The sequence below is a fragment of the Arthrobacter castelli DSM 16402 genome, from assembly GCF_000430705.1.
Classification (GTDB): domain Bacteria; phylum Actinomycetota; class Actinomycetes; order Actinomycetales; family Micrococcaceae; genus Arthrobacter_C; species Arthrobacter_C castelli.
Window position 1 is genome coordinate 17,446 of the sequence record NZ_AUMN01000013.1, and the last position, 24,107, is coordinate 41,552.

28 protein-coding genes and 1 riboswitch are annotated in these 24,107 nt (G+C 65.1%); of the genes, 15 read left to right on the forward strand and 13 right to left on the reverse strand.

The window, feature by feature from the left end; translation table 11 throughout:
- Positions 1–25: 25 nt before the first annotated feature.
- From ureG to H535_RS0114460, 10 genes are all read right to left on the reverse strand, one after another.
- Positions 26–763 (reverse strand): urease accessory protein UreG, encoded by a 738-nt coding sequence (gene ureG, locus H535_RS0114415; RefSeq protein ID WP_026820107.1) that lies wholly within the window; start codon positions 761–763, stop codon positions 26–28.
- A gap of 88 nt (positions 764–851) precedes the next feature.
- The gene (locus H535_RS25675; protein ID WP_051299341.1) at positions 852–1,712 is read right to left on the reverse strand and encodes an urease accessory protein UreD; all 861 of its coding nucleotides are present in this window, start codon (positions 1,710–1,712) and stop codon (positions 852–854) included.
- Positions 1,702–2,376: an urease accessory protein UreF gene (locus H535_RS0114425; protein ID WP_026820108.1), complete on the reverse strand. Its 675-nt coding sequence runs from the start codon at positions 2,374–2,376 to the stop codon at positions 1,702–1,704. The genes H535_RS25675 and H535_RS0114425 overlap by 11 nt, the downstream gene beginning before the upstream one ends.
- Positions 2,377–4,086: an urease subunit alpha gene (locus tag H535_RS0114430; RefSeq protein WP_026820109.1), complete on the reverse strand. Its 1,710-nt coding sequence runs from the start codon at positions 4,084–4,086 to the stop codon at positions 2,377–2,379.
- Entirely contained in the window at positions 4,079–4,621 is a 543-nt protein-coding gene (locus tag H535_RS29655) for an urease subunit beta (RefSeq protein WP_211236601.1), read from the reverse strand. The genes H535_RS0114430 and H535_RS29655 overlap by 8 nt, the downstream gene beginning before the upstream one ends.
- Positions 4,618–4,920: an urease subunit gamma gene (locus H535_RS0114440; RefSeq protein ID WP_026820111.1), complete on the reverse strand. Its 303-nt coding sequence runs from the start codon at positions 4,918–4,920 to the stop codon at positions 4,618–4,620. Before H535_RS0114440 ends, H535_RS29655 begins: the two co-directional genes overlap by 4 nt.
- A gap of 118 nt (positions 4,921–5,038) precedes the next feature.
- Complete coding sequence (locus H535_RS0114445) at positions 5,039–5,467, reverse strand: cupin domain-containing protein (protein WP_026820112.1); 429 nt, start codon at positions 5,465–5,467, stop codon at positions 5,039–5,041.
- Positions 5,468–5,505: 38 nt separating this feature from the next.
- The gene (locus H535_RS0114450; protein ID WP_026820113.1) at positions 5,506–6,882 is read right to left on the reverse strand and encodes an MFS transporter; all 1,377 of its coding nucleotides are present in this window, start codon (positions 6,880–6,882) and stop codon (positions 5,506–5,508) included.
- A 252-nt stretch (positions 6,883–7,134) separates the two neighbouring features.
- Positions 7,135–7,407: a DUF2277 domain-containing protein gene (locus tag H535_RS0114455; protein ID WP_026820114.1), complete on the reverse strand. Its 273-nt coding sequence runs from the start codon at positions 7,405–7,407 to the stop codon at positions 7,135–7,137.
- 60 nt (positions 7,408–7,467) lie between these two features.
- On the reverse strand, positions 7,468–8,259 hold the full coding sequence (locus H535_RS0114460) for an IclR family transcriptional regulator (RefSeq protein WP_026820115.1): 792 nt from the start codon (positions 8,257–8,259) through the stop codon (positions 7,468–7,470).
- Positions 8,260–8,425: 166 nt separating this feature from the next.
- Between H535_RS0114460 and H535_RS0114465 the strand changes: the two genes are divergently transcribed.
- From H535_RS0114465 to iolB, 12 genes are all read left to right on the forward strand, one after another.
- A complete protein-coding gene (locus H535_RS0114465) occupies positions 8,426–9,679 on the forward strand; it encodes an aminopeptidase P family protein (RefSeq protein ID WP_026820116.1) in 1,254 nt (417 codons plus the stop codon).
- Between the two features lie 88 nt (positions 9,680–9,767).
- Entirely contained in the window at positions 9,768–10,559 is a 792-nt protein-coding gene (locus H535_RS0114470; protein WP_026820117.1) for a creatininase, read from the forward strand.
- The gene (locus H535_RS29975; protein WP_051299343.1) at positions 10,556–10,774 is read left to right on the forward strand and encodes a hypothetical protein; all 219 of its coding nucleotides are present in this window, start codon (positions 10,556–10,558) and stop codon (positions 10,772–10,774) included. The genes H535_RS0114470 and H535_RS29975 overlap by 4 nt, the downstream gene beginning before the upstream one ends.
- Before the next feature lie 3 nt (positions 10,775–10,777).
- Positions 10,778–12,298: a BCCT family transporter gene (locus tag H535_RS25680; protein ID WP_342667735.1), complete on the forward strand. Its 1,521-nt coding sequence runs from the start codon at positions 10,778–10,780 to the stop codon at positions 12,296–12,298.
- Positions 12,291–12,725 (forward strand): nucleoside deaminase, encoded by a 435-nt coding sequence (locus tag H535_RS0114480; protein WP_245580327.1) that lies wholly within the window; start codon positions 12,291–12,293, stop codon positions 12,723–12,725. The genes H535_RS25680 and H535_RS0114480 overlap by 8 nt, the downstream gene beginning before the upstream one ends.
- 116 nt (positions 12,726–12,841) lie before the next feature.
- Positions 12,842–12,967: riboswitch (SAM riboswitch) on the forward strand.
- Positions 12,968–12,983: 16 nt separating this feature from the next.
- Positions 12,984–13,409, forward strand: a complete 426-nt coding sequence (locus H535_RS27890) for a hypothetical protein (protein WP_051299347.1) — start codon at positions 12,984–12,986, stop codon at positions 13,407–13,409.
- Positions 13,410–13,412: 3 nt separating this feature from the next.
- A complete protein-coding gene (locus H535_RS0114490; RefSeq protein WP_026820119.1) occupies positions 13,413–13,790 on the forward strand; it encodes a hypothetical protein in 378 nt (125 codons plus the stop codon).
- Positions 13,791–14,062: 272 nt separating this feature from the next.
- Positions 14,063–15,178, forward strand: a complete 1,116-nt coding sequence (locus H535_RS0114495) for a VIT1/CCC1 transporter family protein (RefSeq protein WP_026820120.1) — start codon at positions 14,063–14,065, stop codon at positions 15,176–15,178.
- 40 nt (positions 15,179–15,218) lie between these two features.
- Entirely contained in the window at positions 15,219–16,304 is a 1,086-nt protein-coding gene (locus H535_RS25690) for a matrixin family metalloprotease (RefSeq protein WP_051299349.1), read from the forward strand.
- A gap of 180 nt (positions 16,305–16,484) precedes the next feature.
- A complete protein-coding gene (locus H535_RS0114505; RefSeq protein WP_026820121.1) occupies positions 16,485–17,492 on the forward strand; it encodes a Gfo/Idh/MocA family oxidoreductase in 1,008 nt (335 codons plus the stop codon).
- A 98-nt stretch (positions 17,493–17,590) separates the two neighbouring features.
- Positions 17,591–18,331 carry a GntR family transcriptional regulator gene (locus H535_RS0114510; RefSeq protein ID WP_026820122.1) on the forward strand — a complete coding sequence of 247 codons (741 nt, stop codon included), beginning with the start codon at positions 17,591–17,593 and terminating at the stop codon, positions 18,329–18,331.
- Positions 18,332–18,367: 36 nt separating this feature from the next.
- On the forward strand, positions 18,368–19,261 hold the full coding sequence (gene iolB / locus H535_RS0114515) for a 5-deoxy-glucuronate isomerase (protein WP_026820123.1): 894 nt from the start codon (positions 18,368–18,370) through the stop codon (positions 19,259–19,261).
- A 39-nt stretch (positions 19,262–19,300) separates the two neighbouring features.
- Here iolB and H535_RS0114520 read toward each other — a convergent pair whose 3' ends face one another.
- On the reverse strand, positions 19,301–20,311 hold the full coding sequence (locus tag H535_RS0114520) for a LacI family DNA-binding transcriptional regulator (RefSeq protein ID WP_026820124.1): 1,011 nt from the start codon (positions 20,309–20,311) through the stop codon (positions 19,301–19,303).
- A 153-nt stretch (positions 20,312–20,464) separates the two neighbouring features.
- Between H535_RS0114520 and H535_RS0114525 the strand changes: the two genes are divergently transcribed.
- The 3 genes from H535_RS0114525 to H535_RS29660 all read left to right on the forward strand — a co-directional run bounded on the left by H535_RS0114525 (position 20,465) and on the right by H535_RS29660 (position 23,124).
- Positions 20,465–21,643 (forward strand): Gfo/Idh/MocA family protein, encoded by a 1,179-nt coding sequence (locus tag H535_RS0114525; protein ID WP_026820125.1) that lies wholly within the window; start codon positions 20,465–20,467, stop codon positions 21,641–21,643.
- Positions 21,640–22,638, forward strand: coding sequence for a sugar phosphate isomerase/epimerase family protein (locus tag H535_RS0114530; RefSeq protein ID WP_026820126.1), 999 nt, complete (start codon positions 21,640–21,642; stop codon positions 22,636–22,638). The genes H535_RS0114525 and H535_RS0114530 overlap by 4 nt, the downstream gene beginning before the upstream one ends.
- 96 nt (positions 22,639–22,734) lie before the next feature.
- Positions 22,735–23,124 (forward strand): DUF2798 domain-containing protein, encoded by a 390-nt coding sequence (locus H535_RS29660; protein ID WP_211236602.1) that lies wholly within the window; start codon positions 22,735–22,737, stop codon positions 23,122–23,124.
- Between the two features lie 247 nt (positions 23,125–23,371).
- Here H535_RS29660 and relB read toward each other — a convergent pair whose 3' ends face one another.
- Both relB and H535_RS0114545 read right to left on the reverse strand, forming a co-directional pair.
- Positions 23,372–23,593 carry a type II toxin-antitoxin system RelB family antitoxin gene (gene relB, locus H535_RS0114540; RefSeq protein ID WP_026820128.1) on the reverse strand — a complete coding sequence of 74 codons (222 nt, stop codon included), beginning with the start codon at positions 23,591–23,593 and terminating at the stop codon, positions 23,372–23,374.
- A gap of 146 nt (positions 23,594–23,739) precedes the next feature.
- Entirely contained in the window at positions 23,740–24,102 is a 363-nt protein-coding gene (locus tag H535_RS0114545; RefSeq protein WP_026820129.1) for a universal stress protein, read from the reverse strand.
- Positions 24,103–24,107: the final 5 nt, after the last annotated feature.

Below are 24,107 nucleotides of genomic sequence, written 5' to 3' on the forward strand. Positions count from 1 at the left end.
AACGTTCCCCGTCCCGGTCGCCGATTTATTCGTGCGTGTGGACGTACCCGCCGTCTTCGTCGGCGTGGAAATGAGGCGCCATCGGACCCGGATCGGTCGGCACGTGCTCTCCGCTATGGTACTTGCCCTTGAGCTGGCGGACCCAGTCGCTGAGTTCATCGATGCTCTGCTGCCGCTTGCGGGACAGCGCCAGCACCGGTTTGCCGTCCCGGGCCGCCGTCGCATCGGCAACCATCTGCTCGACGTCAACGTCGACATATTCGGCCAGGTCGATCTTGTTGATCACCAGCAGGTCCGCCCGTCCGATCCCGGGGCCTCCCTTCCTGGCCACGTCGCCGCCGCCGGCGACGTCGAGCACGAACAGCTGGGCGTCGATCAGCGATGGGGAAAAGGTGGCAGTGAGGTTGTCACCGCCGCTTTCGACCAGCACGATATCCAGCGGCGCGAAGTCCTGTTCCATGTCTTCGACGGCCAGCAGGTTCATGGTCACGTCGTCGCGGATGGCGGTGTGCGGGCAGGCGCCGGTCTCCACGGCACGGATGCGCTCGGCAGGCAGCACCCCTTCGGCGCGCAGGAACCTGGCGTCCTCGTCGGTGTAGATGTCGTTGGTGATCACGCCGATCCGGTACTCGTCCGACAGCGCGCGGCACAGGGTCGCGATCGTCGAGCTCTTCCCGGTGCCTACCGGGCCGGCCACGCCAATGCGCAGCGAGCGGGTCTGTGGCGCCGACGTCGGACTCGGTGCGGTTTCTTCAGCAGTCATTTCTTCTCCTCGGTTATTGGGTCGTTGGTCTTGCCCCGGACGGGGGCCGCGTCGAAACCGCCGCCGGGAAATGGCGGCGGCCCCGGGCCTACCGCGACCACGGCGGGCCCAGCCGGTTGAGCACCTCGTCCAGCGCATGCGAGAGGGCGAGGCTGTCCGCCGCGACCGCGCTGGCCTGGACGACGTCGTCGTCGAGGCCGACGCCGACGGTGTTGGCCTCGATCAAGTCGGCACGGTTGGTGCCGATCCCGGACGCCGGGTCGACGATCAGCATATTGCCCACGGCTTTGCTCCGGTCCGCCACTGAGGGGCTGTCCCATCCCTGGTACCGGTCGCCGAGCCGCAGATTCTGGTCATAGATGGGTCGATCGTCACGGACTACCCGGACGTGCTGGGCGATATTGCCTGGAGCCTCATTGTGCCGGCCGACGATCAGTTCCTCGCGCAGCAGGAACCGGGCGCTGGCCGCCAACGACACGCGGATGTCCTGCCGGTGGTCGCAATTACGCGCAGCGATGACGGGCTCGGGCAGCCAGATCAGCGTGGCGCCGTCGTCGACGCGCACCGTGAAAGTAATGACCGACTGTTCGCCGCTGGTGCCCGGCAGCGCCAGGGTCGCCGAAATCTCGTTGAGCACCAGCACCGCACCAGGCCCCACATACACGTCCAGCGACAGCCGGTCGCCGCCCAGGGGCCCGGCCGTTCCCGCGGACACCGAGACCCGGCCTGCTGCCGCGGCACCGTGGGCCCACGGTTCGAAGCCTTTGGGGTGGGTGGGGCGCAGCACGAACTGCCCCTCGGAGCGCAGCCGGGTCAGCCGGTTGGCGGCCCCGTCGACGTTCTGGCAGCTGACGGCCGCTCGGGCGGTCATGGCCGCGGCGTCGACCGGCGCGGCTGCCGGCGGGGCATGGGCCCCTGCCGTCGCGTCCGGATGGCTCTCACGAAGCAAAGAGGCGCACCTCCTCGGCGGCATGGTGCTCGGCGACGACGTCGGACAGTGGTGCGCCGAAGGCGGGCAGCGTGGCCGGGTCGGCATCAGCGTACGTGGCGGCGTCGCCGGCGATCGTGTCGAGCAGCGGGACGAGTTCGGCCAGCGCGCGATGGGCGTCGAACGGATCCACGCTCATCAGTTTCACCACCGCCATCGCCGGTCCCATCAGCGTCTCGTGCAGCACACCGCGCGCCGCGTCGTCCGGCTCAAGGTCCAGCATCGCCGCGGCCGCGCCGAAGGCCACCGGATGGTTGAGCCGGCGTGGCAGGCGCTGTTGCAGCTGATGCGGGTGGATGGCCGTCATGGCCCGCAGCAACTGGCGTCCCAGTGTCCGGGACACCTGCCGCAGCGCCGGCGACGGGGTCCGCGCCTGGAACTCATCATCGAGGACGGAGACGTCCTCGAGCCGGTCGCCGAGGCACGCGCCGCAGGCAGCAGCGGCGAAGGCCGCGGCGACGGCCCCGCTGGTGGTGGCCCGGCCCGTGAGGAACCGCTTCAGGTCTTCGATGTCATTGACACGGCCCATCCTGATCGCCGATTCCAGGCCGCCGGAATGGGCATATCCTCCTGCGGGAAGCCGCCCATCGGACAGCAGCAGCAGCGCCTCAGTTCCGCGTGCCATTCAGAAGAGGAAGTACCGCTGGCCCATGGGGACCTCGGCCGCGGGCTGATGCTCGATCAGCTCCCCATCGACCGTGACCCCATAGGTGTCCGGATCCACCTCGATCGATGGCATCGCGGAGTTCTGCGGCATATCGGCCTTGCCCCGGTCCCGGACGTTCTCGACGGCGACCAGGTCACGCTCCACATTCAGCCGGTCGGCCAACCCGTCGTCGATCGCGGCCTGGGCGACGAAGGCCACGCTGGTGGCCGACGCCGTCGGGCTGTGGTGGTTGAATCCGGGCCTCGGCAGCACCGGTTGCGGCGTCGGGATCGACGCGTTCGGATCTCCGAGCGCAGCCGATGCGGCCATACCGCCCTTGATGACGGTGTGTGGCCGGATCCCGAACAGCGCAGGCTGCCACAGCACCAGGTCAGCCATCTTGCCGACTTCGACCGAGCCGATATGTGGTTCCAGGCCGTGGGCGACTGCCGGGCAGATCGTGTATTTGGCGACGTACCGACGGGCCCGGTTATTGTCGGCCCGGTCGTCTCCGGGCAGGGAGCCGCGCAGCCGCTTCATCCGGTGCGCCGTCTGCCAGGTGCGCAGGGCGACCTCCCCGATCCGGCCCATCGCCTGGGCATCGGAGGACATGATCGACAGCGCGCCGACATCCTGGAGCACGTCCTCGGCGGCGATGGTCCCGGCCCGCACCCGGCTTTCGGCGAACGCCAGGTCGTTGGGCACCTGCGGGTTGAGGTGATGGGCAACCATCACCATGTCGAGATGCTCATCGACGGTGTTGACCGTGAAGGGACGTGTCGGGTTGGTCGATGCCGGCAGCACGTTGGACTCCGCGGCGATACGGATGATGTCGGGGGCGTGGCCGCCGCCCGCACCTTCGGTATGGTACGAGTGGAAGGTCCTGCCGTCGACGGCCCGCAGCAGGTCTTCGACGAACCCCGCCTCGTTGAGGGTGTCGGAGTGGATGGCCACCTGCACGCCTGAGTCATCGGCCACCCGCAGGGCGGCGTCGACCGCGGCCGGTGTGGCGCCCCAGTCCTCGTGGACCTTGAAACCACCGGCGCCGCCGCGCAGCTGCTCCCGCATGGCTTCCTCGGAGACGGTGTTGCCGCGTCCGAGCATCAGGTAGTTGACCGGAAGCGGTTCCATGCTCTCGAACATGCGCGCCAGCCACCATGAGCCGGGAGTGGCCAGCGTGGCCTTCGATCCCTCGAAGGGGCCGGTGCCGCCGCCAACCATCGTAGTGGTGCCCACGGCCAAGGCCAGGTTGAACATATCGGGACCCACGTAGTGGACGTGGGTGTCGATGGTGCCGGCCGTGAGGATCGTGCCGTTGCCGGCCATGATCTCCGTCGACGGGCCTATCACCAGGTTCGGGTCGATGCCGTCCATGGTGTCCGGGTTGCCGGACTTGCCAATGCCGCAGATCCGCCCGTCGCGGACGCCGACGTCGGCCTTAATGATTCCCCAATGGTCGAGAATGACTGCGCCGGTGATGACCAGGTCCGGTGTGCCCTCGGCGCGCGTCGCGCAGGACTGGCCCATCGACTCGCGGATCGACTTGCCGCCGCCGAAGACGGATTCGTCGCCGCCGCCGGAGAGATCCTCGGTGACCTCGATCAGCAGATTGGTGTCGGCCAGCCGGATCCTGTCCCCGGTGGTCGGCCCATACGAGGAGACGTACTCGGACCGTGAAATCCTAACCATCAAGCGCTCCTTTGCAAAGACCCCGCAACCCCCACACGATGCGGCGCCCGCGGATCGGAACCAGCTGTACTTCGGCGACTGCACCGGGTTCGAACCGCACGGCGCCGCCGGACAGGACGTTGAGCCGTTGGCCCCACGCCGTGTCGCGGTCGAATTCGAGGGCAGCGTTGACTTCGGCGAAGTGGAAGTGCGATCCGACCTGGATGGGGCGGTCGGCGGTGTTGGCAACGCGCATCGTGGTGGCCTCAAGGCCTTCGTTGATGGCGACGTCGTCGGGCGCCATCAGGATCTCGCCCGGAATGATCGGGGTCGTGTCCTCCACCTCAGGGCCGCTGCGCAGCGGGGCCTGCCGTTCGCCGGTGCCCGGCCTGCGCGGCTCGCTGGGGCTGTGGGTGCCCGAGGAGTGGGAACGCTCGGCATGGGAGTCGAACGAGGACCGATCGGGGCTGTCCTGGTCGGGATACTCGCGCCCCGGATAATCCGACGGGTGCGTGGCGTCGAGTGGTTGATTTTGGTCCTTGCCTGCTTCGCTCATTGGATCGGTCCTGTCACTGTCACGAGCTTGGTTCCGTCGGGGAAGGTGGCTTCGATCTGGACCTGGGCCAGCATTTCGGGCACGCCGTCCATCACATCACCGCGGGACAGTATGGTGCGCCCATGCTCCATCAGGTCCGCGACCGATTTCCCGTCGCGGGCGCCCTCGTAGAGCGCGGACGATATGACGGCTGTCGCTTCCGGCAGATTGAGTTTGAGCCCGCGCTCCCTGCGCTCCCAGGCGAGGTTGCTCGCGAGGTAGATCATGAGTCGCTCTTGTTCGTGCTGATTGAGGAACACGCACACCCCTTGATCACTGAGATTGGTCAGCCAGCTGACTTATTCAGACGCTACCAGTTTCCTCCCTCCAAATCACCGGCTCGCTGAATTTCCCGGATGCCCCGGGTGGAACCCTGACCTATGGCAGGCCTCGTCCGCTCACGGTTGACGCCTTGGCCGCCCGGGCGGCCTGTGCGGAGCCGAAGTCCGAGAAGTCCGCGTGGCCTGGAGGACCCCAGATCATCAGGATCCGCAGCGGCCCGTCGCCGGTATTGAGCAGGTCGTGCTCCGCCCCCGGGCGGGCCAGCACCGAATCGCCGCGGTCGACGTCGTAGACCGCGTCGCCAACGTGCATCCGGCCGGTTCCGTCGAGGACAAGATACAGCTCCTCCAGTTCACCGTCACCGGAGTGCGCGTGCCGGCCCTCGCTGCCGCCGGGGGCCAGTTCCCACGTCTGCACCGCCACGGGAAGCCGCGACTGCTCGAAGAAGTGCCACTGCATGGTCACCGGCCCATGGCCACCATGCAGGTCATATTCGAAGGTGTCCGCTCCTGCCCGTTCCAGCATGTTTCTCCTTCTTTCTCTGGTATCGCGTGAACCAGTTGTCACTTGTCCCGCAGCGGCGCCCCGCAGGTTTCCTTGGCGCACAGCACCGCGCTCAGTGCTATGGCCGCGGCTGCCATCAGGTACCAGCCGGGTGCGAGGCTGGTGTTCAGTACGCCGATCAACAGCGTGGCCATGAAGGGCGCCGTGCCGCCGAAGAGCGCATTGGACAGGTTGAAGCTGACCGCGAACCCGCTGTAGCGGATGGAGGTGGGGAACATTTCAGCCAGGAAGCTGGGCAGCGTTCCATCGTTCAGGGTCAGCATGGCTCCCAGTGCCATCTGGACCAGCACCACCACGGCGAAGCTTCCGGTGTCGAGCAGCATGAACGCCGGCACGGTGAAGACGATGAACAGCACCGAGGCGCTGATCAGCATTTTCTTCCGTCCAAAGCGATCGGAGGCATGCCCGGTCAGGAAAATGAAGCCAATGTAGGCGATCAATGCGAACGTGGTCGCCATAAAGGCCTGTGTGGAATCGAACCCGAGTTCCTGGGTCATGTACGTCGGCATGTAGCTGAGCAGCATGTAGAACCCGACGGCGTTGAGCAGCACTGCGCCGATGGCAATCAGCAGGGTCCGCCAGTGATTGCGGAACATGGCACGCACGGGGGCCTTGACGACGTCGTCCTCCTGGGCCAGATTGCGGAAGGCGGGCGTATCTTCCAGCCGGGTGCGGATGAACCGTCCGATAATGCCCATCGGCGCGGCGAGGAAGAACGGAATCCGCCATCCCCAGCTCTCCATGGCCTCGGCCGGCAACACACCGTAGAGCATCGCGGCCATCAGCGAACCGAGTAGCAGACCAGTGGCAGTGCTGGCCGGAACGACGGCGGCAAACAGGCCGCGCTTGCCTTTGGGCGCGTATTCGACCAGGAAGACGGAGGCACCTGCATATTCGCCGGCAGCGGAGAACCCCTGCACAATCCGCACCGCCAGCAGCAGCAACGGCGCCAGCACGCCGACGGCGGCGTAGCTGGGCAGCAGGCCGATGGCGAAGGTCGACATCGACATAATCAGGATGGACAGCGACAGCGCGGTCCGCCGTCCCACCTTGTCGCCAATATGGCCCCAGATAAAGCCTCCGGCCGGACGCACGATAAAGGAGACCGCGAACAACCCGAAGGTGGCCAGCAGAGCCGTCTCGCCGGCTGATTCGGGAAAGAATACGGCCGCTATAGTTGCCGCGAGGTAGCCGTAGACCGCGTAGTCGAACCATTCAACGAAGTTACCGATGAAGCTGGCAGCAACCACGCGGCGCCGGGTCTTCCCGTCCACGATCTCCGGTGCCTGCTGCGGTGCCTGCTGTGCCGCCTGCCCCGGATCATCCGCTTTCCGCCGATGCGCAGTCGCAGCCGTTGGAGTTGATTGTTCACTCATAGTTCTACCCATCTTCGGTGGAGTTGCAATAGTCGCAACTGAGTTGCACCAACCGTAGATGTGGCTCCCGTCACTGTCAATGGGTCAGGGCAGACAGTGCCGGGGCTTCACAGTGCAGAAGTGCAGGCTGGATCTGACGCGCAGGATGCGCCCATCAGGCAGGCGGGCCGGAGCAATCGAGCGCGAGGAACAGGCTGAAACCGGGCGCGGGCCACGTTGCCCGGTCGCCCGGCGTGAGACCTGTGAGGCCGGTCAGGCGGTGGCGAATCGCTGCGCGGAGCGGGCCTTATGCTTGGCCGCCTCCTCTTCGCGATTCTTGGGCGGGGCCGACGTCGTCAGCCGGCCGAGGAGGTCGGCAGTCACCGCTGCCACCTCCTCCACGGCGTCATCAAAGGCCTGCTGATTCGCCCGCGACGGCTTGGTACCGCCGCTGACCTTGCGCACATACTGCAGTGCGGCCGCGTGGATCTCTTCGTCGGTCGCCGCCGGTTCGAAGTTATGGAGTGTCCGAATATTCCTGCACATACACCAAGGCTAGGCACCGGGCGCAGCGAACGGAATAGATCCTTCACTCCATTCACCCGGCTATGTGCCGCCGAGCCGCTGGGTGACCTGACGGGCGGCGCGGACGCAGGCCTCGCCAATAGTTTTCACATTGTCCTCTTCGATCCGGAACTTGGGCGCCGGCGTCATCACGGCCGCCACGGTCGCCCCCCGGTGATCCTGCACCGGCGCCGCTATTCCCACTTCCTGGGGCGACGTTTCGCCGAAATTGACGGCATATCCGCGCCTGGACACTTCGTGCAGCCGTTCGAGATAGGCGTCCAGCTGGTCATCACCACCGGGAACATTGTTCACGGTGTGGTCCTGGAGCAATTCACGCGTCCGTTGTTCACCTTCGGCCGCCAGGAACACCTGCACGGAGGAACTGGAGGCGGTGTTGTAGCGGGTTCCCAGGTCGGAGGTGTGCTTCACCTCGAACCTGCTGGGCACCTGCTCCACGGAAATCGCCTCGGCGCCGTTCCACACCAGCAGCGCGCTGGTTTCGCCGGTGGTTTCGGACAGTTCCTGCAGCACCGGATAAGCGGCGCGCCGCACATCCATGTCGGCCAGCAACGGCCCGGCGAGCGCAATGATACCCAGTCCGAGCCGGTAGCGGCGGCTCGAGTCGCGCTCCACGACATTCTCCCGCTCCAGGGCGGCAAGAATTCTCGAGACAGTGCTCTTGTGCAGCCCGACAACCGGGGCAATCTCCGTCACACCAAGCAGCGGCGACGCGCTGCTGAAACAGCGCAGCACGGCAATGGTGTTCTCGATGACGGAGGTTCCGCGGGTGTCGGAACCGGTGCTGGGTGCGGCATCAGGCTGTGGATTCATAGTGCCATTCATCGTATCGGCATCCTGATTCGACCCACCTATTGACAGTGACCCCGATCACTCGTAATCTGATGCAACCGAGTTGCGGTGATTGCAACTTAATACCGAACTGCCCGGACTGAATGGCAGCCAGGATTGTGCGAATGTCGAAAGAGGATTAACAAACATGACAACCGTGGATGAACGCATCACCAGTGTTTCCGAGCTGGAGCGCCTCAAGGTGCTGCACAACGGCAGCAAGCAGCCGCTGACCTTCTCCGATTCCGAGTTCGAGCGCCGCCTGAGCGGGCTGCGCCGGATCATGGCCGCCAAGGACCTCGACGCCGTCGTGCTGACCAGCTACCACGGCATCAAGTATTATTCTGACTTCCTGTACACGACGTTCGGCCGGAACTACGCACTGGTCGTCACCGCCGAAGACTCTGTCTCCGTCACGGCGAACATCGACGCCGGCATGCCGTGGCGCACCAGCTACGGCGCGAACATCGTCTACACCGACTGGAAGCGCGACAACTTCTACTTCGGCCTGCAGGAGGCCCTGCGCGAGCGCGGCGTCAAGGCCCGCCGGCTGGGTGTCGAGGACGACTTCCTGCCGCTGCTGACGCGCCAGAAGATCCAGGGCGCCTTCGAGGGTGCGGAGCTGGTCGACGTCTCCCAGGACGCGATGCGCCAGCGGATGTTCAAGTCCGCCGAGGAGATCGAGGTCATCAAGCACGGCGCCCGCATCGGCGACCTTGGCGGCGAGGCGATCAAGGCCGCCATCCGCGAGGGCATCTCCGAGTACGAGGTCGCGCTGATCGGCACCGAGGCCATGGTCCACGAGATCGCGGCCACCTTCCCGGATCAGGAGGTCCGCGACACCTGGGTCTGGTTCCAGTCCGGCATCAACACCGACGGCGCTCACAACTGGGCGACCACCCGTAAGCTGCAGCGCGGCGACATCCTGTCGTTGAACTGCTTCCCGATGACCTCGGGATACTACACGGCGCTGGAACGGACCATGTTCCTGGGCCAGCCCGATCAGCGTTCCCTCGAACTGTGGAACATCAACGTCGAGGTCCATAACCGCGGACAGGAACTGATCAAGCCCGGCGCGGTCTGCAAGGACATCGCGGCCGAGCTGAACGAAATCTACGTCTCCCACGGACTGCTGCCCAACCGCACCTTCGGTTACGGACACTCCTTCGGCGTGCTCAGCCATTACTACGGCCGGGAAGCCGGCCTGGAGCTGCGCGAGGACATCGACACCGTGCTGGAACCGGGAATGGTCGTGTCCATGGAACCGATGATCACCGTGGCCGATGGCCAGCCGGGCGCCGGCGGCTACCGCGAACACGACATCCTGGTGGTCGGCGAGGAAGATGTAGAGAACATCACCAAGTTCGGCTACGGCCCGGAACACAACATCATCGAAGCCTAGAGCTGCAACGACGACGGCGGCAGCACGGCAACTGCCCAAGCTGCCGCCGTCGTCATAGCCGTCACAGCCGAGAACACCGGAGGCAAAAATGCCCGCCACCACGAACGTATACCTGGACGAACTCGACGCATTCACCTACCAGCAGCGGCTCTCCGCCAACGGAGGCGTGGTGCTTATACCCGCCGGTGCCATCGAGCAGCACGGGCCCCACCTGCCCCTGAACGTCGATGCGCTGCTATCCCGCCGGATGGCCGGCGCCACCGCGGAGCAGATGGACGGGCTGGTGGCCTCCCCCATCACCTATGGCTACAAGTCCCAGCAGCGTTCCGGCGGCGGCAATCACCTGCCCGGAACCACCAGCCTGGACGGGGCAATCGTCACAGCCATCGCCCGCTCCCTGACCGCCGAATTCGCCCGGCACGGCGCGCGGAAGCTCGCCTTCATTAATGGACACTTCGAGAACTACCAGTTCCTCTACGAGGGCGTGGACCTGGCCCTTCGCCAACTCCGCGCCGAGGGTGTGGAAAACCTGAAGGTCGTGTTGCTCTCCTACTGGGATTTTGTCGACGACATCACAATCAATGAGCTCTACCCCAACGGTTTCACCGGATGGGACCTCGAACATGGCGGCGTCCTCGAGACGTCGCTGATGCTGCACCTCTACCCGCAAATGGTCAACATGGACCGGGTGGAGGACATCGCCCCGGCCCAATTGCCCAACTACGACGTGCTTCCGGTCCGGCCGGAACTCACGCCGGCATCGGGGTGCCTCTCGTCCGCGGCCGACGCCACCGCCGACAAGGGAGAAATTCTGCTCAAGCGTGCCTCCACAGGAATGGCGTCGGCACTGCAGAAAGAACTAAGGAACGATCAACGATGATCCAAAACCAAAAGGAACAGGTGCCCGCCCGCAGCGACGCCCCGGGCCCCCACGAGCCCCAAGCCGACGCGCCCGATGGCGACATACTCGAAACCGAGCCGCCAGTTGCGAGGAAGCAGCGTGCCGTCGACGACACAATCATCAAATGGCTTGCCGTCATCGGCATCATCGCCATCCTGACCTTCGCCATCGTGGTGCCGGATGTGGCGGCATAGGCGATCAGCGCCGGGCGCACCTTCGTGACCGAATACTTCACCTGGTTCTTTGTGCTCTACTCGGTGCTGGCCCTTGGCATCTGCGGGTGGCTGGCCTTCGGCCGGTTTGGACGCGTCCGGCTGGGCGGACCGAAAGCGAAACCGGACTACAGCAAGTTCGCCTGGTACTCGATGTTGTTCGCCTGCGGGCAGGGCATCGGGCTGATCTTCTGGTCCGTGGCCGAGCCCATCATGCTCCAGGGCGGCAGCCCGCTCTTTTCGGGCAATGAAGCCAATACCGGCGACGGCGCCGTCGCCTGGGCCTATTTCCACTGGGGACTGACCGCCTGGGCCATGTACTGCATCGTGGCCATCTGCCTGGCCTATTCGCACTTCAATCTGGGCAAGAAGCTCACGTTCCGGGACGCTGTGGTGGACTTCTTCCCGGCCAAGTCCCGCCGCGCCGTCGGCCTCGTCCTCGAACTGCTTGCCATCCTGGCCTGCGTGCTCGGGCTCGCCACATCCTTTGGCTTCGCCACCTTGCAGTTCACCTACGGGCTGACATCCTTCACCGGGATCGAGTCAACGATGCCGGTGTGGATCGGCGTCATCGTCGCCTTCGGCGCCCTGACAGCAGTCTCGGTCTACTTCGGGATCAGCAAGGGGATGAAACGGATCAGCGAAATCAACTCCGTGCTGAGTATCGTGCTCGTTATCGCGGTGCTGGTCTTTGGCCCGCTGGTGTTCCTGGCCTCGACCCTGCTGCAAACCTTCGGGGTCTTCTTCCAGAACTTCCTGTCAATGAGCCTGTGGTCGGAATCATCGGTCGCGGCCGAAGGGATCAGCGCCTGGCAGGACAGCTGGGCCGGCTGGTGGACCGTCTTTATTTGGTGCTGGGTGATTGCCTTCTCGGCCTTCGTCGGCCCGTTCATCGCCCGCATCTCAAGGGGCCGGACCATCAAGGAATTCATCCTCGGAGTGACGGTGGTGCCGTCGCTGATCGTGATGGTCTGGATCGGCATCCTCGGGGGCGCGGCGCTGTACTACGACAATAACGACGACGGCGCGATCTCGGACGAGGTCGCCGAAAGCACGGAGAGCGGGTTGTTCGCCATGCTCGACTACGTGCCGGTGGTTGGAACGGTGCTGCTGGTCATCGCCACAATCTTGGTGGCCACTTACTACATCACCTCCCTGGACTCCGGGGTCCACGCATTGTCCAGCTTCGTGGCCTCATCGAAGAGTCCCAGCAAGGGCTTCCGGGTGCTGCTGGTGGCCAGTATCGCCGCCATCACCGTGGCGCTGCTGACGCTCGGCGGGGTTTCGGTCATTGGCACAGTGCAGACCGGAACCATCATCGGGGCATTTCCGCTGGCCTTTATCCTGATCATCATGTTCGTCAATCTGATCAGGCGGCTGCGGCGCAATGAGGCTATTCTGCGGGTGGCCCAGGACCAGGTGCAGGAGGCATCCGCGCCTTCAGACGCGCCCCGGGCACCAGGATCTGACGGCGCGGTTGGCTCGGACGGTGCCAGCCGTGAATGAGCATCATTTCGACGCCGCCGTGGCCGCCGCGCGGAGCAGCTACCAGGGCGGCGGGCTCCCCATCGGCTCGGCTTTGGCCCGGGGTGGACGACTGCTGGCCTCGGCGCATAACGAGCGGGTGCAGCAGGGCGATCCCACCGCGCACGCCGAAATCGCGTGCCTGCGGCAGGCCGGCCGGCAGAGCAGCTACGCCGACACTGTCCTGTACACCACCTTGGCGCCGTGCGCGATGTGTACGGGAGCAATCCTGCAGTTCAAGATCCCCACGGTTGTGATCGGCGAAGCCGAAACGTTCGAAGGTGACCTGGCCCGGCTGCGGCAGGCCGGAGTGGAAGTCACGGTGCTCGATAACCGCGAATGCATCGAACTAATGGGCCGTTTCATCGGGGAGCAACCACAGCTCTGGGCCGAAGACATCGGCGAGTAGCAAGCTCAAGGCCCTTGCCCCACCTCGTTACGTCCGTTCCGCAACTATTGCGGGACGGACGTAACTTTGCGCAATGAAACCAGCCCACCGCCGTCGTCGGCTATAGTGACAAACAGCTTCACGAGATGCGGCCCGCTCCCTTGGGCAACAAGCTCCGACTTGGCCGCACACCAACCCCATGTTCGACGGGTGGTTCGGATGACGAAGCGGCCTGCATCAACCGTTGCGGGCAAGAGCAACGTGCGAAAGGAGCTGGCCATGTCCAGCGAAACTTCCGTCCTCCCCCACCGTGATTCCGCGGACTACTGCATCGACCCGGCCGACCTGAACCCCGCTGAGCGGTCCACGCCGGTCCCGCGGCCCACGCCCACCTCATCGGCCCCTTCGGCTCCATCCGGCGCTTCGGCCACTCCGCCCGCGCCTGCGCCCGCCAAGCAGATCGGCGTGCTGCCCGCCGTGAACCTCTACAACGGGACGGTCGGTTTCGCGCTGCCCCGCGGATGGGCGGAGTATTTCCACCCGGAGCCGTGGCGGATCGAAGGCGCGTTGCGCCAAGCAGTCAAGCCGGCGCAATGGAGCCCCTACCTCGAGGTGCTGACCATCACGGTCGCCAGTGCTGAAAACCGCACGGGCGAGCCGGTGCATTTCAGCCTGGTTCCGCTAATACACGGACGGGCGGGCTGAACCGTGGAACAGGAGCTGGTTGAGTTCGCGGCGTCGAGCCGGACCGGCAGTTGCATCCTTCACTGGCCGGGCCACACCGTACACATCGCCCAGGCAAGGCGCGGGAGCACCGAAATTGCCGCCCCGGTGCACCCCAAGGTGGAACCTGACTGGGGAACTGTCCACTTCATAGTTGCCGGGACGCCGAAGCTCATGTGGAACCATGACGCCGGTCGGTTGAGCGCAGCCCTCGCCGCGTCCACCGGACAGGTCGCCTGGCGGCCACGAAACCGGTGCCTCGCAGTTCCCCGGATCGACGAGTCCGGGCTGTTCCGGTACACACTGTTCAGCCTCACCCCGCTCGAACACGCCGGGCTGTGCCGGCGCACCATCGAGGTATGAAGACCCGGGCCTGAGCCGCTGACCAGCCCCTGCCGGCGCCCTGTCCTGTAGAATGGAGACGGCGAAGGGGAGTAGCTCCCACTGCCTGAGTTCCGCCCACGGGCCGAATCAGGCGCAGAGGTCTGTCGACATACTGGCCGCCACGGCCCGGCAGCCCACCCGGCGGAACCGGGCGAGCGAGACCTTCGGTCAGAACGGGCGCACCTGCCACACGCGGTGCGTCACTGGCCGGAGTGCAGCATTTTGGCCAGTTTTGCCGATCAGGAGAAGCTGTGACCGAAACATCCCACCACGGACCGGAAGAGAAACCCCGTCCGTCCGACATTCGCCGCTGGCAGCAGTACCTGGCGGATGAACAGGCAGAGGCGGCCGTGTACCGCCATCTGGCCCGCAAGCGCACCGGCGAGGAACGGGCCATCCTGCTGGAACTGGCCGGCGCCGAGGGCCGGCACGAAGAGCACTGGTATCGGCTGCTCGGCGAACATGCGAACGCCACCCGCCGCCCCTCACTGCGCAACCAAGTACTCGGCTTTCTCGCCAAACGCTTTGGATCCGTCTTTGTGCTCGCCCTGGCCCAGCGCGCAGAAGGCCGCTCGCCTTACTTCGAGGACGACGACGCCACGCGCGCCATGGCGGCCGACGAACAGATCCACGAAGAAGTGGTCCGCGGTTTGGCCACCCGGGGGCGGAACCGACTGTCGGGATCCTTCCGCGCGGCAGTGTTCGGAGCCAACGACGGACTGGTCTCCAACCTCGCCTTGGTGATCGGGATGAGCGCCACCGGCGTGGGCAGCGGAATCGTCCTGGCGGCTGGCATCTCGGGGCTGTTGGCCGGTGCGCTGTCCATGGGCGCGGGCGAATACGTCTCGGTCCGCTCGCAGCGTGAACTGCTGCGAGCATCCCGCCCCACCCAGATCACGCTCACGGCGGCGAAGCAGCTGGACATCGACGCCAACGAACTGGTCCTCGTCTACCGTGCCCGCGGCATGACGCAGGAAGCGGCCGAACACCGGGCCGCCGAGCGCATGGGCGTGTACGACTGCGACTGCGATCCCAGCCTCTCACTGCAGGAACCCGAAGAGGAGGAGAATCAACAGGAGCACCAGGCCGTGGGCACGGGCTGGGGAGCCGCGCTGTCCAGCTTCTGCTTCTTCGCCTCCGGGGCGATCATCCCGGTGCTGCCCTACATTTTCGGCATGCAGGGCCTGGCGGCCGCCGTCGTCGCCGCAGCCCTGGTGGGACTGGCACTGCTGGCGACCGGCGCCGTCGTCGGCCTGCTCTCCGGTGCCCCGCCGGTCAAGCGGGCCTTGCGCCAGCTGGGGATTGGTTACGGCGCCGCAGCAGTCACGTATGTGCTGGGGCTGCTGTTCGGGGTCACTGTTGCCTGAGCGCGTAGGATTGAGCATCTAACCAGTCCTTGGGGGACAGATGACTGAAGGGCCGACGCCGCCGGCTGGCGATGATCACGGACGGCAGACACCCGGGGGGCCACCCGACGAGCCGGCCCCCGGGCAATTTGGCGTGCGCCGTTCCCCCTCCGGCAGGGTGCCACAATGGGCATTGGACGAAGCAGTCGGGTTCGAACGGCCGGAGCCCGACCACTGGCGTGACCACTCGCCGCAGCCGGCGCCGGCTTTCGGATACGCCCGCCCGCGTCGTCGGTCGCACTGGTTACGGAACATCCTCGTCCTGGCCACAGTGGTCTCGCTGGCCATCGGCGCCTGGTTCTATTCGGGACAGTCGCTGCTGCCGCAGCCCGGTGCCCCGGAGCAGGATCGCCCGGTGGCCGGGGGCAATCTGCTGGAGCCGGCTGATTCGGGCGCGACCAGCTTCCAGGTGGAACCGCCGCCGCCCGGGCAGGAAATGCAGGGCGAACCGCTGGGAACACCGGCCCCGCTGGCCGAACGCAGCGACTCCTACCGGTTCATGAATGCCGGACAGGGAGCCCAGGACTATGTTGCCTACGACCCCTGCCGCCCGGTGCACTATGTAGTCCGGGGTAAAAACATGCCCGACGACGGCATGCAGATGATCGAGGAAGCGATCGCCAGTGTCTCGAACGCCACGGGACTGCAGTTCGTCTACGACGGCATGACCACAGAAAACCCTGTCGACCGGCGCAACCTGGTGCAGAAGCAGCGGTACGGCGACCGCTGGGCTCCGGTGCTCATTGCCTGGGTCACCGAACAGGAGGAGCCGGACGTCGCCGGCGGGACGATTGGCCTGGGCGGCAGCTCATACGTCTCCACCGGCGGCTCGCCCACCGCCTACGTCAGCGGCTCCATGCTGCTGGACGCCCCGCAGATTGAGCACCTGACCCGGTTCCCCGGCGGATACTCACGGGCCCGGGCGATCGTGATGCACGAACTCGGCCATGTGGTGGGGCTGGACCATGTCAGCGATCCAGACCAGCTGATGTATGCCGAATCGAACCTCGAAGTGACCGAGTTCGGTGCCGGAGACCTGACCGGGCTGGCCAAGCTGGGACGCGGGGAGTGCGTACCGGCGCTGTAGGCGGGCCCTGGGGGCGATGCCCGCTTCTGCTGCGTTTCGGGATTCTCCATCCAGCGCGCGCATGGTGCAAAATCCCGAATCGCAGCAAGACCGGATTCGGAAGACTAATGATCCGATAGAATGTCAGGACATACTTACATCAGTTTTATTCTGGGGACTCAACCAGGAAGCAGGGAATACATGCCGGAACTGAACCTCGGCCTCGTCGGACTGGGCCGAATCGGCCAGATGCACGCCGCCAACATCACCTCCACTGCCGGAATCGGCACGCTCAGCGTCTTCGACCTCAGCGAGGAACAGCTGAGCAAGGCAGTTGCCGATTTTGGCGCGACGGCATACGACTCCCTGCAAGAGCTGATCGGCTCCGGCATTGACGGGCTGGTCATCGCCGCCGGAACCTCGGCGCATGCCAGCCTCATCCGGGCAGGGGTCGACGCCGGAATTCCGGTGTTCTGCGAGAAGCCATTGGCCCCCGCCGCCGAGGTGCCCGAGCTCCTCGAATACATCCGCCACCGGAATGGCGTGGTGCAGATTGGCCACCAACGGCGGCTCGACTCCGGCTACCTTGAGGCCAAACGTGCCTTCGAGGCCGGTGAGCTCGGATGGATCCACACCCTCCGTGCCGTGACCTGCGATGCCCGACCTCCTGCCATCGAGTTCCTGGCTACTTCTGGAGGCCTGTTCCGGGATTGCAGCGTCCACGACTTCGATATTCTCCACTGGCTCACCGGCCGGGAAATCACCTCGGTGTTTGCCCGCGGCAGCAACCGGGGCGACCCCCGGATCGGCGAAGTCGGCGACGTGGATACCGCCATGGCCATGATTACGTTCGACGACGGCACGCTGGGTTCGGTCACAGCTTCGAGGTACAACGGGGCCGGCCACGATGTACGACTGGAAGTGCAGGGGTCCGAATCGACCATGGTGGTCGGGCTGGACGAGCGCAGCGCGTTCCGTTCCGCCGAGGCCGACATCGGCTTCCCGACAGGGACATCCCACGCCGAGTTCATGAACCGGTTCGAAGATGCCTACCTCAGGGAGATGGAAGCATTCACTGAAGTGATCCGCGGAGTGCGATCCAATCCCTGCACGCCCGAAGACGCGGTTGCGGCCTCCGCCATCGCCGACGCCGCCCAGCAATCGCTGGAAACCGGACAACCGGTCGCGGTGCATCCAGTGGGACAGTAGGGCTGCCCGAAGCACCCTCCACTGCTAGCCTGTAAGTAAGTTTTCTTGTCCTATCAACCAAACAAACAGGTTGGCTCACAACACGTCAGGAGACGCAGATGTCCCTAGCTATGAATCTGCATATCGACCGCGGCTCACCGGTACCCCTCTATCACCAGGTGGTGCAGGGCATTGAGCACGCTATCCACAGTGGCGACCTGGAACCGGGCGCCAAGCTGCAAAATGAGATCGACTTAGCCAAGCACTTGAACCTTTCACGTCCCACCATGCGCAAGGCGATGGACGAGCTGGTCCGTTCCGGGCTGCTGGTGCGCAAGCGCGGTGTCGGAACCCAGGTGGTGGCCAACCAGGTCCGCCGTCCACTCGAACTGTCCAGCCTCTTCGATGACCTGAACCGCGGCGGCTCCAAACCGACCACCGATGTTCTCGCTTTCTCGCATACCGAAGCCGACAAGCACGAGCGGGAGTTGCTGCACGTGGAGCCCGACGCTTCCGTTTACCGCTTCACCCGACTGCGCAGCGTCGATGGCAAACCCCTGGCACTGATGGAAAACCAGGTGCGCGACGACATCACCGAACTCGATGAGGCAATGCTGAAGGAGCACGGGCTGTATGAACTGCTCCGCTCGGCCGGGGTGAATTTCCGCCTGGCCCAGCAACGCATCGGTGCGGTGATCGCCAACGAGTACCAAGCCGAGCAATTACAGGTCGAGCCTGGTGCCGCGCTGGTGACGATGGAGCGCACTGCTTTTGACGACACCGGACGCGCGGTGGAAACCGGACGCCATGTCTACCGCGGCGATTCGTACAGCTTTGAACTGACGCTGGTCGAGCGCTGAGGCGCCGGCCGAACGACCGATGGAAAGGGACACCACATGACCAACTGGTTCTACCCGGCGGGCACCGCCTCCGCCGAAGCATGGAACGTATCCCTGGGCGCCGACGAATCAAGCGCCCACGTGGATGGCTGGAAGCATACGGGCATCAGGGTCGGCGCGTTCGACGCCGGGCAGCAGACTGAGCTGGCCGCCTCCGCTGAGGAGCGCATCGTCATCCCGCTGAGCGGCTCGTTCACCGTGTCCACGGCCACCGGCACGCATCAGCTCGACGGGCGCGCCTCGGTCTTCGCCGGCCCGACCGACGTCTTCTATTCAGGCACCAGCACCGCCATCACCATCGGATCCGACGACGGCGGCCGGGTCGCAGTCGCGTCGGCACCGGCGTCGAACACGTACCCGGAACGGCTGATCAAGGCCGCAGACATCCCCGTCGAACTGCGCGGCGCCGGCAATTGCTCCCGCGAAGTGCACAACTTCGGCACCCCCGCGGCCCTGGAGGCCGACCGGTTCATAGTGTGTGAAGTCCTCACACCATCCGGCAACTGGTCCTCCTACCCGCCGCACAAACACGACGAAGAGGCCGAAGGCGAAACCCAGCTCGAGGAGATCTACTACTTCGAAACCCAGGTCGCCAAGGACTCCCCCGCACCGTCCGACGCCGATGCCATGGGCTACCAGCGGGTCTACGCTTCCGACGACCGGCCCATCGACGTCAACGCGGAAGTACGCACCGGCGACGTCGTCCTCGTGCCGTATGGCTGGCACGGTCCGGCCATGGCGACACCGGGATACGACATGTATTACCTCAACGTGATGGCCGGCCCCGGTCCGATCCGCAAATGGCTCATCAGCGACGACCCGGCACACGGTTGGATCCGCCGGACCTGGGAGGACCAGGACATCGACCCCCGGCTGCCCTTCACCGGCTGACGCCGGGACTGAAACCCGTCGGCTCCGCGGCAGCACCCCCTACGCGGAGCGCGGCGGTGCGGTGGATGAGCGTGCCACCAGATGGGGCGTGACATACTTTTCCCGCGGTTTGCGCTCCGGCGAATCCATCCGGGACAGCAGGAATCGGGCGGCCTCATCCCCCACCCGTTCGCTATGGTCGTCGACAGTTGTCAGATCCAGCAGGTGGGAACCAGCCAGCGGGGAATTGTCGTACCCGATGATGGACAGGTCCTCGGGGACACGGCGTCCTGCTTCCCTAGCGGCGGCCAACGCCCCCATCGCCATGGTGTCGTTGGAGGCGAATACCGCGGTCAGCTCCGGGAAGGAATCGAGCAGTTCCCGGGCGGTCCGATACCCATTCTCCTCGCTCGCACCGCCGCCGGCATGCACCATCGGCGCGTCCAGGCCGGCGGAATCCATGCATTCGGCGTACGCCCGGGCGCGCAGCCGTGCCGACTCGCCGTCGGCCGTCATATGACCAATGTGCCGATGCCCCAACCCCAAGAGGTGGTCGGTGGCCATCCGGCCACCGGCGAAGTCGTCGTCGGCCACCGCGTCGGAACCGGCCACCCTGCTGGCACGATTGCCGGCCATCACAACGGGGATGCCCTCAACCGGCCGCATATTTTCCGTTGGCTCGGCGGCGATCACGATCCCGTCGACGCGCAGGGAGATGAAACCGTCCAACGGCGAGGCGTCCACCTGCGAATTCAGCTCGCTGTCGACCACCGCGATCCGGAATCCGCGTTGCTCCAGGACGCCTTGCAGCCCGCGCAGCAGGTCCACGAACCAGAGGTTCCTGTAGTCGTCGATCACGACGCCGATGGTCCGTGTCGCTGCGCCGGCCAGGGTGCTGGCGGCCCTGCTGGGCTGGTATCCGAGCTTGTCGATGGCGTGCTGCACGGCCTCGCGACGGGATTCACTGACTCTCGGCGACCCTTGCAGCACCAGGGAGACCAGTGACTTGGAAACGCCTGCCGCCTGCGCCACGTCGTAAATCGTGGGGCGGCCACCTGCCGTGGAACTCATTGCCCCTTCACCACCGTTCCACCTTCCAAAACAAGAAAATGCTATTGACAGGACATTAACACGATCCTACGCTCGATGGAGCGCTCCAATCATGCGCTGCATCCAGATTAGTCGGTCCTTTGCATGCCGGCGCCCCCGTCAAAGGAGAAATACATGCCAGAAGGTATTGGAGTTGCGGTAATTGGCGCAGGCATGGCCGGCAAGGCCCATGCCTCCGCCTACCGCACCGCTCCCACCCTGTTCAAGCCGACGCTGCCCCCGGTACGCCTGGTGTCCATCGGCGACATCAATCCCGAATTCGGTTCGGCGGCGGCGCGGCGCTTTGGCTATGAACGCACGGATTCGTCATGGCAGGCGATTGCGGAGGCCGACGATATCGACGTCGTCAGCGTGGTGATTGCCAACTCGCTGCACCGCGAAGCCGTCGATGGGCTGCTCGCGGCCGGCAAGCATGTGCTGTGCGAGAAGCCGCTCAGCGACAATCTGGATGACTCCCGAGCCATGGCCGCCACCGCCGCGGCGTCGTCGGCCATCGCCCGCGTTGGATTCACCTTCCGCCGCACACCGGGAATCGCCTACATTCGCGAACTCATTCAAAGCGGCGTACTGGGCAAGGTGCTGCACTTCAGCGGACGGTACTGGACGGACTACGCCTCCGATCCGCAGGCTCCGATGAGCTGGCGCTATCAGGGCGCGGCCGGATCAGGGGCGCTGTCCGACGTCGGGAGCCACCTCAGTTACATCGCCGAGTTCCTCAGTGGCAGCACCGTCTCGGTGCAGGGTGGCCAGCTGAGCACGACCATCGGCAGCCGACCGAAGCCGCTCGGCGCCGTGATGGGCCATGACCATGCGGAGGTCAGCGACGAATATGCCGACGTCGAGAATGACGACTACGCGGCATTCTCCGCCGAATTCGAACACGGTGTCGGCGCGTTGGAGGTCTCGCGGGTTGCCGCCGGACACGCCAATTCGCTGAACTTCGAGGTGTTCTGCGAGAACGGCGCAGCACGTTTCGACCAGCGGCGCCCGGCGGAAATCGAACTGTTCCTCAATGAGGGCCCGTCCTCGCGGAATGGTTACCGCCAGGTCGTGCTGGGGCCGGAACACCCGTACCTCTCGGGTGGTCTGGCCATGGACGCACCCAGCACCGGTTTCGGCCAGAACGAGGCCTTCGCCTACCAGGCACGGTCCTTCCTGGATGAGGTCGCAGGAGTCGACGCCGCTGAGGCGCTGCCGGTGTGCGCCTCCTTCGACGAGGGAGTGCACAACATGGAAATGCTGGCAGCGGTCGCCGAATCGGCCCGCGCCGACGGAAAGAAGGTATCACTGTGAAACTCGGCGTCTACACAGCCATCCTGCACGACCGGCCGCTGCCCCAGGCCCTTGATGTAATTAAGTCCCTGGGGCTCGAAGCGGCCGAGATCAACTCCGGCGGGTTCCTGCCACCGGTGCACATTCCGATCGACGACATCCTCAGCAGCCAGTCCGCACGAGACGACTACCTGGGAATCTTCGCCGACAAGGGCATCTCCCTGGCGGGGCTGAATGCCAACGGCAATCCGCTTCACCCCAACCCGGCCATCGGGAAGCCGCAGGCGGACAGCCTGCGCCGCACCATCCGGGCCGCCGGTGCGCTGGGCCAGACCCGGGTGGTGACCATGTCCGGCCTGCCCGGTGGCGATCCTGCTTCGTCGGTGCCGAACTGGATTGTCAACGCTTGGAATTCCGGTGCGCTCGATGTGCTCGAGTACCAGTGGAATGAGGTCGCCGTCCCGTTCTGGCGGGAGATCGACCAGCTGGCCGCGGACAATGGCGTGAAGGTCGCCATCGAAATGCACCCGCAGAACCTCGTCTTCAGCCCTCCGACCATGCTCGAACTGATCGAACGGACCGGGGCGGAGAACATTGGCGCCGAGATGGACCCCAGCCATCTGTTTTGGCAGGGGATGGATCCCGTGGCTGCGGTGAAGCACCTGGGACCTGTGGTGTTCCATGCCGCGGCGAAGGATGTGAGGATCAACCGGAACGCGAATATCTACGGTGTGCTGGACAACCGGTTTCGGCGCCTCGGAGTCGATGAAGAGCGGACATCACTGGGCGGCCACGAATACGCTAACGAGTGGCCGAAAGACTCCGCCTGGGACTTCGTGGCGCTCGGGCGCGGCCACGACACGGCCTTCTGGACGGATTTCCTCCACGCGCTCCATGACGTGGATCCGGAAATGGCCGTGAACATCGAGCACGAGGATGTCTCCCTCGGCGCGATCGAGGGCCTCGAGGTCGCCGCGGGCGTGCTCCGGGAAGCTGCTGCTTCCGTGCGGCAATAGCAACAGACAGGCACGACGGCGGCTGCCGGCCAGTGATTGCGCTGGCCGGCAGCCAAGATCCGATACAATAGAAGAGCCTGAAAGATGCTGGCTGGTGTGGTTATTCCAGCCCTCGATACTCCCGAGATGAAGTCGCGCCACACGGCGCGAACCCGAGGCGCCCAATCCCTCAACGCAGGGTCGGCGGCGCCCCCGGTGAGCATCGATGGCGCCGTCGTCCCGGACAAGGAACGGACGATGAACAAGAAGAGTGTCTTTCTCTCCCAGGTTATTATGACCTTCATTATGGCCGCCACGATGTCGGGCATCATGGGCCTCATATTCGCGGGACCATCTATGGAGTGGCTGACCGGATGGCCCCGGCAGTTCATTATCGCGTGGCCCATCGCGTTCGCACTCACGATGGTCGCCTGGCCCGCGTCGATGGCACTGACCGGGACGATCCTTCGGTCCCGGGATGACAAGCATGCGACTGAAAATGCTTGACCGAAGTCGGCTGCATGCCTGTTCAGTGCGGGGCATGGAATGTAGTTCTTCGCCCCGGAGCTCCCCCGGGCTCAATCCGCGGAAGTGTGAAAGAGAGGGCCGCCAGCAAATCCTTTGCAGCGCTGACGCGGATCATCAAGACTTTCGATTTCCTCGAGGTAGGCCATCACACGACGTTGGACCGCGCCGTCAAGCTTCTTGTACTCACGATCGAACTCTACGGTGGTCTCAACATGCCACCGTGGGGTCACTGGTGCGTCTCAGCCTTCAACCCGGGCAATGGCCTGCTACGGCGGCCACCTGCCTCGAACGCGTCGATGGCCGAATCAGCTTCAAACGCATCCTCAAGGTCCGGCAAATACTCATGAAGCGCAGTCCGCACGTAGAAGCTCTTCGAGCGTCCTGTTCGCTGTGCGAGACCATCAAGGCGGGCTTCTTCCTCAGGCGTAAGCCGGATCGAGATAGTCATAACTGCACCTTCCTGAACATTCTAAGACAAGTTTAGACCCGCCAGTATGAGGAACCGTCGATCTGCGCTCAGCGCATAGGCCCGCACGCCGAGCGTCTGACTGGCCGATCCCTTAACCACAGACTCACCTCATCGGGTTTCCGCTCTTAGTTACCTGGTTCAGGTTTGACCGCCAGCACTGGAACGGGCGATTCCAACAGCAGCCGCTGGCTGACACTGCCCAGCAGTGCCTTCCCCACCCGGCTGCGGCGCTTCAGGCCGATCACCAGGCGGTCCGGGTGGTGAGTGTCTATTTCGTCGAGGACCGCGTCGACCGGGTCCCGGTCTTCGCGTCCGCTGCGATCGACCACTTGCACGTTCACGCCGTCGCCGGCCCCTGAAAGGTCCAGCGAACCGAGGGTGAGATTGACGGCGATCAGGTCCGTTGTCAGTGACCGCGCCTCGGCGACGGCCGACTCCAGGGCATTCGTGCCTTCGGGGCTGTCCGTGACGGCAACCATTACTGTCATTGTGC